This is a genomic window from Micrococcus sp. TA1, from assembly GCF_014199555.1.
In the GTDB taxonomy this organism is placed as follows: Bacteria; Actinomycetota; Actinomycetes; order Actinomycetales; family Micrococcaceae; genus Citricoccus.
This window is the reverse complement of sequence record NZ_JACHNW010000003.1, coordinates 101,521-114,368: the sequence shown is the minus strand read 5'-3', so window position 1 is coordinate 114,368 and position 12,848 is coordinate 101,521. Positions and strand designations below refer to the sequence as shown.

Annotated in this window: 12 protein-coding genes; 6 read left to right on the top strand and 6 right to left on the bottom strand. The window is 73.4% G+C overall.

Annotated elements, in window-relative coordinates; all coding sequences use genetic code 11:
- Window positions 1-22 precede the first annotated feature (22 nt).
- From GGQ69_RS14225 to GGQ69_RS14210, 4 genes are all read left to right on the top strand, one after another.
- Window positions 23-1,519 carry a cell wall metabolism sensor histidine kinase WalK gene (locus GGQ69_RS14225; RefSeq protein ID WP_183529698.1) on the top strand — a complete coding sequence of 499 codons (1,497 nt, stop codon included), beginning with the start codon at window positions 23-25 and terminating at the stop codon, window positions 1,517-1,519.
- Window positions 1,520-1,950: 431 nt separating this feature from the next.
- Window positions 1,951-2,625, top strand: a complete 675-nt coding sequence (locus tag GGQ69_RS14220; protein WP_183529696.1) for a hypothetical protein — start codon at window positions 1,951-1,953, stop codon at window positions 2,623-2,625.
- Between the two features lie 83 nt (window positions 2,626-2,708).
- Complete coding sequence (locus tag GGQ69_RS14215) at window positions 2,709-2,966, top strand: DUF6480 family protein (protein ID WP_010144004.1); 258 nt, start codon at window positions 2,709-2,711, stop codon at window positions 2,964-2,966.
- Between the two features lie 268 nt (window positions 2,967-3,234).
- On the top strand, window positions 3,235-4,263 hold the full coding sequence (locus tag GGQ69_RS14210) for an LLM class flavin-dependent oxidoreductase (protein ID WP_183529793.1): 1,029 nt from the start codon (window positions 3,235-3,237) through the stop codon (window positions 4,261-4,263).
- Window positions 4,264-4,294: 31 nt separating this feature from the next.
- On the opposite strand, the gene GGQ69_RS14205 is transcribed toward GGQ69_RS14210, so the two are convergent.
- Window positions 4,295-5,266 (bottom strand): aspartate dehydrogenase domain-containing protein, encoded by a 972-nt coding sequence (locus tag GGQ69_RS14205; protein WP_183529694.1) that lies wholly within the window; start codon window positions 5,264-5,266, stop codon window positions 4,295-4,297.
- Window positions 5,267-5,326: 60 nt separating this feature from the next.
- Complete coding sequence (locus GGQ69_RS14200; RefSeq protein ID WP_183529692.1) at window positions 5,327-6,220, bottom strand: ArgP/LysG family DNA-binding transcriptional regulator; 894 nt, start codon at window positions 6,218-6,220, stop codon at window positions 5,327-5,329.
- A gap of 70 nt (window positions 6,221-6,290) precedes the next feature.
- On the opposite strand from GGQ69_RS14200, the gene GGQ69_RS14195 reads away from it, so the two are divergent.
- Complete coding sequence (locus GGQ69_RS14195; protein WP_183529690.1) at window positions 6,291-7,028, top strand: LysE family transporter; 738 nt, start codon at window positions 6,291-6,293, stop codon at window positions 7,026-7,028.
- A gap of 12 nt (window positions 7,029-7,040) precedes the next feature.
- Here GGQ69_RS14195 and GGQ69_RS14190 read toward each other — a convergent pair whose 3' ends face one another.
- Window positions 7,041-7,682, bottom strand: a complete 642-nt coding sequence (locus tag GGQ69_RS14190) for a maleylpyruvate isomerase family mycothiol-dependent enzyme (RefSeq protein WP_183529688.1) — start codon at window positions 7,680-7,682, stop codon at window positions 7,041-7,043.
- 131 nt (window positions 7,683-7,813) lie between these two features.
- Here GGQ69_RS14190 and GGQ69_RS14185 point away from each other — a divergent pair, with 131 nt between their 5' ends.
- Window positions 7,814-8,266 carry an NUDIX domain-containing protein gene (locus GGQ69_RS14185; RefSeq protein ID WP_183529686.1) on the top strand — a complete coding sequence of 151 codons (453 nt, stop codon included), beginning with the start codon at window positions 7,814-7,816 and terminating at the stop codon, window positions 8,264-8,266.
- Between the two features lie 40 nt (window positions 8,267-8,306).
- Here GGQ69_RS14185 and GGQ69_RS14180 read toward each other — a convergent pair whose 3' ends face one another.
- From GGQ69_RS14180 to GGQ69_RS14170, 3 genes are all read right to left on the bottom strand, one after another.
- Window positions 8,307-9,146, bottom strand: a complete 840-nt coding sequence (locus GGQ69_RS14180) for a VOC family protein (RefSeq protein WP_183529684.1) — start codon at window positions 9,144-9,146, stop codon at window positions 8,307-8,309.
- Window positions 9,143-9,970: a helix-turn-helix transcriptional regulator gene (locus tag GGQ69_RS14175; protein ID WP_183529682.1), complete on the bottom strand. Its 828-nt coding sequence runs from the start codon at window positions 9,968-9,970 to the stop codon at window positions 9,143-9,145. The genes GGQ69_RS14180 and GGQ69_RS14175 overlap by 4 nt, the downstream gene beginning before the upstream one ends.
- A gap of 161 nt (window positions 9,971-10,131) precedes the next feature.
- Window positions 10,132-12,846: an FtsX-like permease family protein gene (locus GGQ69_RS14170; protein WP_183529680.1), complete on the bottom strand. Its 2,715-nt coding sequence runs from the start codon at window positions 12,844-12,846 to the stop codon at window positions 10,132-10,134.
- Window positions 12,847-12,848: the final 2 nt, after the last annotated feature.

Sequence of the window (12,848 nt, the reverse complement as noted above, 5' to 3'; positions counted from 1 at the left end):
GGCCGTCAGGACCGCGGCCGGCGTGGTGGCCCTGCTGGCCGTGGTCCTCAGCGCCTTCACCGTGGCCTCCCTGGCGCTGACGGGCAAGGCCGTGGACAACCAGCTGGAACAGAACCTGGCGCAGATCTGGTACCGCTCCTACACCTACATCACGCGCGGATCGAGCGACGAGACCCCGGACTTCCGCCGCGACCCGCTGGATGCCTCGGGCACGGCGGCGGGGATGGTCGCAGTGGTCACCGTCCACGGCAGGGTGGTCCAGGCCTCGGCAGAGAACGACAACTGGGACGAGGTGGAACTCTCCGCGGGTGACGTGGAGGCCCTGGCCGCACTGACCGAGGAGGCCAGGGTGGAGCAGGAGAGGCACGAGGCCAGACTGGGCGGCCAGACCGACGGGGTGCCGGACCCCCGCGTGAACCGCATCCTGGACCTGGACCGCGGCCGGTTCCTGCTGCACGCGGAGAGTGTCGGGGACGACGGTTTCGCGGTCCTCGGAGTGCCCACGGCGGCGATCGACAAGACGAAGGCGAACCTGGCGCGGGTGCAGGTGCTCGGGTCCCTGGCCGCCCTGCTGCTGGCCGGGCTGCTGTGCTGGTGGTGGATCCGCCGATCGCTGCGCCCGCTCGGCGAGGTGTCCCAGGCCGCGGCGGAGGTGGCCCACGTGCCGATGGGGTCCGGGGAGGTCTCGCTGGCGCCCTACCGCGTGCGCCGGGAGCTGGCCGAACCCGGGAACGAGGTGGGGGACGTGGGGTTCGCCCTGAACCAGTTGATCGGCTCCGTGGACGTGGCCATCGAGCAGCGCAACCGCTCCGAGCAGCGTCTGCGCACCTTCGTGGCCGACGCCTCGCACGAGCTGCGCACACCGCTGGCCGCCGTGCGCGGATACGCCGAGATGATCCGGCTGACCGAGCCCCTGACCGAGCGCGGCCAGGACGCGCTGGGACGGGTGCTGCAGCAGTCGGACCGGATGGGGTCCCTCGTCGAGGACCTGCTGCTGCTGGCCCGGCTCGACGCCGGGCGCGAGGTCCGGCGCGGCGAGGTCGACCTGGGCGAACTGGTGATGGACGCCGTCATGGACGCCTCGGCCGCCGGCCGGGACCACCACTGGACCGTGGACGTCCCCGAGGACCCCGTGACGGTGCTGGGCGACCGGCAGCAGCTCGCCCAGCTGGTGGCCAACCTGCTGGGCAACGCCCGGAAGCACACGCCGGAGGGGACCACCGTGCTGGTGCGTCTCCAGCAGGAGGCCGCGGACGGCGTCGGGACCGTGCGCCTGACCGTGCAGGACGACGGGCCCGGGATCGATCCGCACCTGATGCCCGGGCTGTTCGACCGCTTCGTGCGGGGGGATACCGCCCGCGCCGCGCGGGAGGGTTCCACGGGCCTGGGACTGTCGATCGTGCGCTCGGTGGCCCACGCGCACGGCGGGGAGGCCACCGTGGACTCCGCGCCCGGCCGGACCGTGTTCACCGTGGCGCTGCCCGCCTCGGGGTCGCCGGAGGGCCCGGAGGCCGCCTGACCTCGCCGTTTTCGGAAATCAGGGTGGTGCCCTGCCGGGGTCGCGGCATAGTCTGGGCGTGACGCAGGGATGGCGTCCACGGCACTCCCCCTGTGAGGACCGATGGTCCGCGCTCACGGGGCGCGGAGATCCGGAAACGGGGCCCCCGGACGCCGGCTCCGCAGACACAGGTTCGGCACAGGACCGGCATAGGGCGCACCGAGGGTGGGGTGGTGTCCTGTTCACAGGACCTCAGGTGACCGATCAGGAGAGAGGGAGACCCGATGACGAATCCAGGCTCCGACCACGCGCATCAGCTTCCCGGGCGGGCTCTCCCCGCCCCGTCTACCGCCCCGCGGTTCGGGGCCGGCGCGGACCGGTTGTGCGCGGGTGAGACGAGACGACCGGGCGCGGAGATGGAACGGGGCATGGAGATGGAGCGGGGTACGGACATGAGACAGGGCACGGAGATGGACACGATTCTCGAACTCACCGAGACGGTGACCCGCCACGACTGGGAGGAGGTGGATGACAGCCCGGACGGTTTCGGGACCCGGTTGTCCCTCAGCGCCAGTCTCGGCAGCAGGCTCGGCAGCACGGTCCGCGGCACGGTGTACCGGCCCACGGTGTTCCATCACCGGCTGCTCATTCGGGACTGGGAGCTGACCGGTCCACCGGAGCTTCCCGAGGCCTGGACCGATCGGGTACGGTTCGCCCTGGCCCAGTTGCGGCTGCGCGCGGCCGGTGAGCCCCACACCATCCCGGATCCCGGCGGACGCTGGGACGTCACGGTCCGGCAGCGCTGGAGCAGCGGCGGTGCCGGGGCGGTGCAGTCCGGGCTGACCCCGCAGTTGAGGTTCACCCCGACCCAGGTGTTCGTGGACGCGTCGACGGGCGGCGCCGGGCTGGTCTGCCTGTTCGGCGACGGGCCGGTGGAGACCCACTCGGCCCGGTTCGGATTCGTCGTGGGCGTCGGCGGCACCGTGGCGTTCGACCGTCTGGACCCGGCGACCCAGGTCCCGCAGTGGGCCCAGGATCCGGCGCGGGAGGCGGCCCGACTGGCCTTCGAACTGCTCCAGTCGGCCGACCGCCGGTTGAGCAACGGGATCACCACCGGTCCGGCCTGATCCCGGTCCGCGGCGGGCCGAGGGCTTGTTAGCCTGAGGGCGTGCGCGGGATGCGTACACCCCACCGTGGAAGGCAGGCCAGCATGGCAGACCTCAGCTCCGAAGACGCCCGGCACGACCGCGACGAGGCCGCCAAGGCCACGCGGGAGAGCACGGGGCACAGCATCGAGGGGGACACCCCGCCGGCCGAGGGCACCGGGGTGGGCCCCACGAACCCGGACATGGACGTCGAGAAGCCGGGCGAGGGTGCCAAGGGCAAGGCCTGGCTCGTCCTGGTCCTCGTCCTGGTGGCGGTCTTCGTGATCCTGGCGATCGTCGGACGCTTCGCCGGGTTCTTCTGATCCGCAGGTGCGCGCTGGCGCCGCGGCCGTGGGTTCCCGGCCACACCCGGACCGAGTGATTCAAAACTGAAGGAATGATCCGGTCGCCGCGCACGTTGTGCCTGACGTGACCGAGAATCCCCACCCTGAGACCGAGCCGAACCACCCCGCCCAGGCGCGCGCCGCCCGGCCCGACGACGGCCCCGCACCCGCCGCGGGTCCCATCGCCCACGCGGCCCCGCACCCGAACCCGGGCACCGAACGGGCCGGGTCCCTGCCGGAGGGCACGCTGGAGTTCGGCCTGCACACCTTCGGGGACGTGACACACTCCCTGGACGGCCGGCCGCTGGACCACCCCGAGGTGTTGCGCAACCTCGTGGCCGAGGGCGTCCTGGCGGACCAGTCCGGCGTGGACGTGCTGGGCATCGGCGAGCACCATCGTCCGGACTACTCCGTCTCCTCGCCCGAGACGGTGCTGTCCGCGATCGCGTCGAAGACCGGGCACCTCAAGCTGATCTCCGCCGTGACCGTGCTCTCCTCGGACGACCCGGTGCGCGTCTACCAGCGCTTCGCCACCCTCGACGCCGTCTCGGACGGTCGCGCCGAGGTCTCGCTGGGCCGGGGCTCCTTCATCGAGTCCTTCCCGCTGTTCGGCTACGACCTGCAGGACTACGAGCGGCTCTTCGAGGAGAAGCTGGACCTGTTCGCGCAGTTGCGCACGGAGGGTCCGGTCACGTGGCAGGGCACCACCCGGGCCGCGCTGCAGCGCCAGTCCGTGTTCCCGACGACGGCGCACGAGCACGGGCTGCCGACCTGGGTGGCGGTGGGCGGCACCCCGGCCTCGGTGGTGCGCGCGGCGAAGCACGGGATGGGCCTGGAACTGGCGATCATCGGCGGTGCACCCGAGCGCTTCGCCCCGTTCGCCCAGCTCTACCGCCGCTCGATCGACGAGTTCGGCCACGAGGCCCGCCGCGTGGCCGTCCACTCCCACGGTTTCGTGGCCGAGACGGACGAACGGGCCGCCGAGATGTACTACCCCCACTGGGAGGCCGCCATCCGCAAGCTCGGCGCCGAACGGGGCTGGCCGGCCCCCAGCCCCATCCAGTTCCGCCAGGAGATCGAGCACGGGGCCCTGCACCTGGGCTCCCCGGAGACCGTGGCGCGGAAGATCGCGCGCAGCGTGACGGCGCTCGGAGCGAGCCGCTTCGGCATGAAGTACGGCAACGGTTCGCTGCCGCACGAGTACATGATGGGCTCGATCGAGCTCTACGGCTCGAGGGTCAAGCCCCTCGTGCTGGACATGCTCGCCGGCTCCTGACCGCTCTCTCCGGCCTGCCTGCCCTTTCTGGTCACCGGAGGCGGCGCTCGAGGACCTCGCGGATCGTCCGGGCGACGGAGAGCGCGGTCAGACCGGAGGTCTTCGGGTTCTCCGGACTGGGTGCGGACTCGAAGGAGAGCTCGAAGCGGCCGGCCGGTCCCTCGGCCAGGATCTCGTGCCGGCTGCGCTCGACGGCGGGATCGGCGACCAGCTCCACCCGCACCCGGTCCAGGGAGCGCCGCAGCAACGCCGCGTCCTCCGCGCCCCGCACCGTCCCACCTGTCACGCTCCCACCCGTCTCGGCCCCACCCGTCTCGGTCCCGCCCGTCTCGGTCCCGCCGGCGGCCGGCCGGCCCCGCGTGGCCCAGGCCAGGCCGACCGCGACGTTGACGTTGGCCGGGAACCGATCGATGGCCTGCGCCGGGCCGCCGGAGAACACGGTCACCGGTTCGTCACCGGGGCGCAGGGCGGACAACGCGTCCCGGGCGGCCGGGGACATCCAGGGGCGCAGCAGGGAGGTGGGGAGCTTGGTGGTGCGGATGCGCACCCTGTCGAGCCCGCCGGCGTCCGCGGCGGCCCCCAGGACGTCGAAACCACCGATCGCCCCGGACGTCACCCAGAGCCGGCCGGGGCCGGCCAGCAACCGCCGCGCGATGTCCGAATCGGCGAGGGCGCCCACGCTGGTCAGGACCAGGTCGGTCCCCGCGGCGATGACGTCCGGCCCGTACTCACCGGCCGGTGCGACCCCGGCGCACTCCACCACCAGGTCCGCCCGGGTGAGGACGTCGGACCAGTTCAGGCAGTCCAGGTCCGCTCCGGTGGTGACGAGCTCGACCCCGGGCAGGGCGCGGTGCCGGCTGGCGGCCACGTCCCGCTCGGCTGCCCACATCCGGACGGTGCCGGCCTCACGTTCCGGGGCCAGCTGCAGGGCCACCTGCCGGCCGATGGCGCCGAAGCCCAGCAGGAGCACGTGGGCGGGGGCGGGGCGGGCTGTCGAGGTCATGCGGGTCCTTCGGGTGGGGCGGTCGCCGGGACCACCAGTCCACACCACCGGCCGCGGGAATCAGGTCATGTTGCGCGCGGCCAGCTGGACGGCGGCCGTGAGCCGGTCCAGCGCCGGGGTCCCGGCGGACCATCGCTGCCAGTGCAACGGCACCCGGGCCTGTTCGAGCTCGGGGATCACCACCAGGTCCGGGTGGCTGCCCTCCAGCACGCCCTCGGGCAACTGGCCGGCCGGGATCATGCCCCAGCCCAGGCCGGCCGCCACCGCCGCGTTGAACCCGTGGACCGTGGGGACCTGGTGCCGGGGCGGCAGGGCGCCGGTCCCGGGGCGGTCCTCGCGCCAGGCCGCCAGCCGGGATCGCTGCAGGTTGTCCCGGCTGCCGAAATCCTGCACCGGTACGGCCGTGAAGTCCACCGAGCCGTCCGGGCGGCGGTACCGGTCCAGCAGGGACGACGCCGCCACCGGGTGGTAGACCATCGTGCCCAGTTCCATGGTCACGCACCCGGAGACCGGCGCCGGGCTCTCGGTGACCGCGGCGATCACGGTGCCCTGGCGCAGCAGTTCGTGCGTGTGCTCCTGGTCCTCCAGGTGCAGCTGCAGCACGGCGTCGTCCCAGGTCGCCGCCTGCTGCAGCACCTCCACGAACCACGTGGCCAGTGAATCCGCGTTGACCGCCACGGACAGCACGGCCCGGCCTCCGGTGCCCTGCCCGAGCGAGCGCCGGGCCTCCTCCTCCAGGACCGCGACCTGGCGGGCCAGGCGCAGCATCCGGTCACCGGCCGCCGTCGTGCCGACCGGGACGGTGCGCGTCAGCAGCACCTGTCCGACGTCCTTCTCCAGGGAGCGGATCCGCTGGGAGAAGGCCGAGCCGGAGATCCGCAGGGACGCCGCGGCCGCGTCGAAGGTACCCTCGTCCACGGCGGCGGCCAGGGCCCGCAGGTGCTCGGTGTTCATGAAAGAAAGCTTAATACCCTGAAGGATATGCATGTGGAACGGAAGATGCCGGCCACCCTAGCGTGGCCGGGTGACGATCTTCCTGACCGGTCTGCTGACCTGCCTCGCCCTCATCGTGGCCATCGGTGCCCAGAGCCTGTTCATCATGCGCCAGGCGATCCGCCGCGACCGGCTGATGCTCACCCTGGCCGTCTGCCTGGCCGGGGACCTGGTGCTGATCTTCGCCGGCACCGCCGGGGTCGGCGTGGTCGCCGAGCGCGCCCCCTGGGTGCTGCAGGTGCTGACCTGGTCCGGGGTGGCGTACCTGCTCTGGTTCGCCTTCGGCTCGTTCCGCTCGGCGTTCGCCTCCCGCCGGACGGAACCGCCCCTGCCCGGCGCCGGCCCGGCAGGGGTCGACGAGGAACCGGAGGGCGAGGGGGCAACAGCGGTCCGGCCCCGGGACGAGGGCGGCGCGGGCGGCGTCGCGGTGGCCACGAGGCCCGCGCTCGCGGTCCGGCTCCGTGCTCGGGCGCGGGCCTCGACCCCCGTGCACGTCGTGGTCCTCACGGCACTGTCCGTCTCGATGCTCAACCCGCACGCCATCCTGGACACGGTGGTCATGCTGGGCACGCTGGCCAACTCCTACGGGGCGGACAAGTGGGTCTTCGCCGCCGGCGCCGTGACCGGTTCCGCCCTCTGGTTCCTCACCCTGGGACTGGGCGTGCGGGCCCTGGCCCCCGTGCTGGACACCCCCCGCACCTGGCGGATCGTGGACCTCGTGGTCGGCGTGGTGATGGTGGCCATCGCCGCGAAGCTGGCCCTGGGCTGAGGGAGGGGACGCTCAGCGTTTCTGGGACGGGCGCTGGCCCCGGGCGTCGAAGTCGAGGGCGCCCGGCCCGGAGAACCGCTCGAGCGGCACCGCTCGTCCGGCCATGGCCATGATCAGGTCCCTGGCGGTGCCCTGGACCTCGGGGCCGGACCCGACCCAGCGTCCCAGGTCCGTGGCGACCAGGGTCAATCCCCGGGCGCGCGCCTTGGAGGGCACCGTGAAGTTCGAGGACTCGAAGAACTCGAGCAGCACCACGAGCACCTCCCGCGGATAGGCCCGCTGCAGGCCCAGCGGCTCCCGGATGTCCTCGCCGTGGACGACCACCTCTCCCAGCCAGGCGGCCAGGTTGTTCGTCGGGACCGTGGTGGAACCGATGACCTGGCGGAAGTTCTCCAGCGTCCCGGCCGGGGTGGCGCCCAGATGCTCGGCCAGGCTGCGGTTGTTGTGCACCGCAGGGTTCAGGCCGGCCCCGATGATGCTCTTCAGCCACGCCCACCGGCCGGTGGTGGCCGCGGCGGACAGGTGCGCGACGACCTCCTCCACCGTCCACTCCGTGGCCAGCGTGGTCCGCTTCCACTGCTCGTCGGTCAGGGTGGCGAGGTCATCGGCCAGGGCTGCGCGCTCGGCGTGGATCAGGGGCCAGATGTCGGTCACGGTCCCCACCCTAGGACCGGCCCGCGCCCGGCCGCCATGCCCGGACGCGTGGTCCGCAGCGGCCCGGACCGCCAACACGCCAGGGTCCGTCATCTGCGCCGTTTCCCCCGCGAACGGGAGAAGATGGTCCCGTGAGCAATCCCCTGGGCGGTGTCGAGGCCGAGAACCGGATCCTGGTGTCCGCCGTGGTCCTGTACCGGCCGGACGGGCAGGTCCTGACCGTCCGCAAGACCGGCACCACGATGTTCATGTTCCCCGGCGGGAAGCACCGCGACGAGGAGTCCCCGCTCCAGACCGCCGTCCGGGAACTCGCCGAGGAGACCGGCCTGACCGTGCCGGCCGAGGACCTCGAGTACCTCGGCGGGTTCGACACCCCCGCGGCCAACGAGAACGGGCGCCTCCTGCACTCCGAGGTCTTCGCGCTGCTGCGGCCGCTGGCCCGCAACGAGGTGCCCGAGCCCAACGCGGAGATCGAGCAACTGGCCTGGATGGACCCGAAGGCACCCGCCGCCCCCGACGGCTGCGGGGTGGCGCCCCTGTTGTCCGCCGTGTTCCCCGAGATCCTGCGCCGCCGGCCGTTCTGAGCCGTGGCGGACGACGCCACCGTCCAGGCCGGTTGAGGCCCTACCGGCGGGCCTGGTCCTCCTCGGTCATCTGGGCGATCTGGAAGGTCGCCCCGGCGGGGTCGGCCACCGTGGCGAGACGGCCGAACGGGGTGTCCATGGGACCGTCGAGGACCGAGCCGCCGAGGCTGGTGATCGTCCGGGCGGCCTCGTCCGCGTTCTCCACGATGAAGTACGCCCGCCAGTAGGACGGCGTCCCCTCGGGGAACCAGGACGGATCGGCCTCGCACAACCCGGCCGTGGCCGCCTCCCCGGGACGGTTGTTCGCGTAGCGGGTGCGCTGGGCCCCGGACTCCGCCCCGTCCATGGCCAGCAGCGTCGGCTCCCAGCCCCAGACGGAGCGGTAGTACTCGGCGTCCGCGTCGAAGTCGAGGCTCATCACCTCGAACCACACGGGCGAGCCCACGGTCCGGGTCATCGTGAAGCCCCCGAACGTCCCGTTCTGCCAGATGCCCAGGACCTCGCCCCCAGGCGTGGTGACCACGCCCATCTGGCCGAGGTCACCCACCGGCATGGCCGGCACCAGCACGTTCCCGCCGGCCGCCGCGGTGTCTGCCAGGGACCGGGTGATGTCGTCGCTCTTGAGGTAGACGGACCAGGCGGCCGGCTGCCCCGAGCCGTCCCCGGACTGGGACATCGCCCCGCCCACGTGGGCGCCACCGTTGGTGATCATGTGATAGTGGCCGAACTCCTCACCGTAGTCATCGAAGCGCCACCCGAAGATGATCTCGTAGAAGGGCTTGACCTCGGCGAGGTCGGGGACGGTGAGGTCCACCCAGACGGGTGAACCGTGGCTGATGCCGATCGAGTCGGTGTTGGCGGTGGGCACGTGGTCGGTCATGACGTCCTCCTGAGGAAGTGGTGGTGCGCGGGCACGAGCGCCGGCAGGGCGGAGAGCACGGGGAACTGCCACGGGGCGGCGGGGGCCAGGGTGATCTGGACGGTGGCGGTGCGGCCGAGCGGGCGGGGATGGATCCCCACGGCGGGACGAGGGCTGGCCAGGTGGTCCCGGGGCTCCGCAGTGGCCGGCACGGCCGTGGCCAGCAGCCAGGGAGCCGAGGCCAGCAGGGGCAGCCGGAACGAGCCCTCGCCGAGGCGCAGGACGCCGGTCACGGGCAGTCCGGTGGGCGAGGGCGCGGGATAGAAGCCGATCCAGACCAGGGCGGCCAGTCCGGGGCCGCCGCGCAGCCCGGCCGGGAGGTGGACGGTGCCGTCCACCGTGCCGAGCAGGCCGGTGGCCGGGTCCGGCAGGCCCCCGGCGAGGTCCGCCTCGGTGACGCCGTCCGGGTAGAGGGTGAACGGGGCCGGTGTCGAGACGGACAGGTCCTCGGCCAGCTGGCGCAGGGCGGACGGTGCCACGCCCACCTCCTCGCGGAACCGGCGGGTGAACGTGCCGGGGGAGGAGAAGCCGACCTCGTGGCAGATGTCGATGACCGGGTCGTCCCCGGCCAGCAGCAGCTGCTTGGCGCGGTGGAACCGGACCCCGGCCAGGAACCGGTTCGGGGTGACGCGGACGCGGTCCGCGAACAGGCGGGTGAAGTGGAACGGGCTGTAACCGGCGGCGTCGGCCATGTCCGCCACCGTGATCGGCTCCGCGGCCCGTGCCGTGATGAAGCTGATGGCACGCCGGGCGGCGGCATCGTGCTCGAGGCGTTGGTCCCTCACCGCTCCAGTGTGGGCCGCGCCGTATCTCCTGTCACCCCGCGGCGGGCCCGGCCGCCCAGCCCGGAGGACATCGCGTCGGCCTGCGGGTCCGGTGCTCATGGAGCCGACCCTAGGACCGCGCGGGTCCCAGGGCCGACTCCGATCGTGCGCAGTGGCCGGGATCAGGCCGTGGCCAGCCCCTGCACCGGGGAGAGCCGGGTGGCCCGCCGCGAGGGTGCCACGGAGGCCAGCAGCCCGGCGGCCACCGAGACCAGCACGATCAGTCCGAGCTCGGGCCACGGCACGGCCGGCCAGACGACCGACTGGCCGATGCCGGCGGCCATCTCCCCGAACACCGTGTGGGCGCCGAAGCCGCCGTAGACGGTGCCCAGTGCGCTGCCGATGAGGGCCGCGACCCCGGAGATCAGCACCGCCTCCAGGGCGAGCATGCCGCGCAACCCGCCGCGGGTCAGGCCGAGGGCCCGCATCAGGGAGTTCTCCCGGGTGCGCTCGATGGCGGACAGGGACAGCGTGTTCGCCACGCCGATCAGGGCGATGAGCACCGAGACGGCCAGCAGGGCCGTGACGACCATGAGCATGCCGTCGATGATCACGGTGAACAGCAGCCGCATGGCCAGTTCGCCGCTGACCTGTTCCTGGGATACCCCGGCGGCCTGGGCCACCGCCGTGTTCAGCTCCTGCAACCCGTCGAGGGCGATGCCCTCCCCGGCCTGGAGCCACAGCTGCGGGGCGGTCTCCGCCTCCCCGGAGCCCGTGGCGGTCGTCCCCGCACCGGCCCCCGCACCGGCCCCCGCACCGGCCCCCGGGTCCAGGCCCAGGGCCCGGGCGTCCTCGAGGGAGATCACCGGCACCAGGGCGGAGGAGGCGCTCAGGACGGTGTCGAACTGCCGGGAGCCCTCCGGCCCGGTGACCGTCAGGGTCTCGGACTCCACGGTGTTCGGCACCAGGACGGTGCCGGGCTCGCCCAGGCGCTCGGCCTCGCCGACCGGCAGCCCGGCCACGACCTCGCGCAGCTGCGCGGAGTCGGCGGCGTACACGGCAGTGGAGCCGCCCTCGACCTCTGCGGTGCCGGTCGGCACGAGCAGCGCCGCGGCGTCCACGCCGTCCAGGGCGGCGACCCGATCGCGTTCGGCGGCACCGCCGTCGGCGGCCAGCCCGACCTGCATGTCGACCGGGAACTCGGCCCGGAAGATGGTGTCCATCTGCACCTGCGCGGTACGGCCGCCGGTCAGCATCATCGCGACCAGGGTGGTGCCGATCAGCAGCGCGGAGGCGGTGGCCGCGGTCCGCCCGGGATTGCGCACCGCGTTGAGCCGGGCCATCCGTCCGGGCACCCCGGCCGGGCGGGCCGCCCGGCCCATCACGGACACGACGGCGGGGACGAACAGCACCGCCAGCATCAGCACGCCCACGAAGGACACGGCCCCACCGGCGACGGCGACCCCCAGGTTGACGTTCGCGGCACCCCAGACCAGCCCCGCGGCGCCGGCCACGAGCAGCAGGGCACCGGCCACCAGGCGCACGACGCCGGCCCGGTTGCCCAGGGCGGCGTCCTCCCTCGGGCGCATCGCCTCGAGCGGGGAGACCCGGGTGGCGGCGACGGCGGCGGAGGAGGAGGCGATCACGGTCAGCAGCACGCCCACGGCGATCGAGACGATGAGGTCCCGGGAGGTGGCCTCGAAGGTCAGGAAGCCGAAGCCCTCGTTGGTGGCACCCCAGGCGACGAGCACGGCGACCAGGCCGCAGGCCACGGCGACGCCGAGCACGCCCCCGGCCAGGCCCACGATCCCGGCCTCGGCCAGCACGGAGCCGCGGACCTGGCGCCGGGAGGCGCCGAGGGCGCGTTGCAGGGCCAGGTCCCGGGACCGCTGGGCCACGAGCACCGAGAAGGTGTTGGCGATGACCAGCGCGGTGACCAGCAGGGCGATGGCGGCGAATGCCCCCAGTACCCAGACGAAGACGTCGGAGCCCGTCATCTGCGCCATCTGCCGCTGCGCCTGCACGTCCGGGGTGGCCACGGTGACGGCCAGCCCCTCGGTGTCGGCGGCGTCCTGCAGGGCGGCCGCGACCGCGTCACGGTCGGCCCCGGGCTCGAGGCGGACCAGCATGTGCTCGGCGTACCGCGCGGTCATGGCCTCGGCGATCTCCGCCTGAGCGGCCTGCTCCTCGGCGCTGAGCCCGCCGGCAGCGTCATCGGGCAGGGCTGCGGCCAGGGAGTCGGCCGTGAGCTGAACGGTCAGGGCCTCGTCGCCGCGGACCTGGATGGCACCGATGGCGTTCGGGTCCTGGGAGACCTCGGAGAGCCCGACAACGGTGACCTTGCGACCGGCGGCGTCGGCCGCCGTCCCGGACATCAGGAAGGTGCCGGAGCCCACGTCGAGCCCGAAGTCCCGGGCGGTGCGCTCGTCCAGGACGACCTCGGAGGCCGACCCGGCGGCCGGGTAGCGGCCCGCCACGAGGTCCTCGGGGATCAGGGACGGGTCCTGCGGGACGCTGGCCACCTGTGCGTAGTCCGTGGTCGGACCCCACGTGCCCGCGCCCTGCCGATCCGCCGGGCGCTTGACGCCCACGGACGTGACGACGTGCGCGTAGGCCTCCTGGACGCCCTCCACGTCCTGCAGCGGGCCCGGCTCCGCGGACGTGCCGGCCGCGCCGGCCAGCTCCTCCCGGGTCTCGAAACCGGCGTCGGGGGTGGGGGCGATGACGAGGTCGGCGCGGGAGTAGGTGGCGCCCAGGGAGTTGCGCAGGCTGGCGGTGGAGGAGGAGCCGACCAGCAGGGCCGAGGCCAGGAAGGTGACGCCGATGACGATGGCCAGCAGTACCGAGACGTACCGGCGGGGCTGGTGCCTGAGTTGCGAGAGTGCGAGGGTGAGCATGG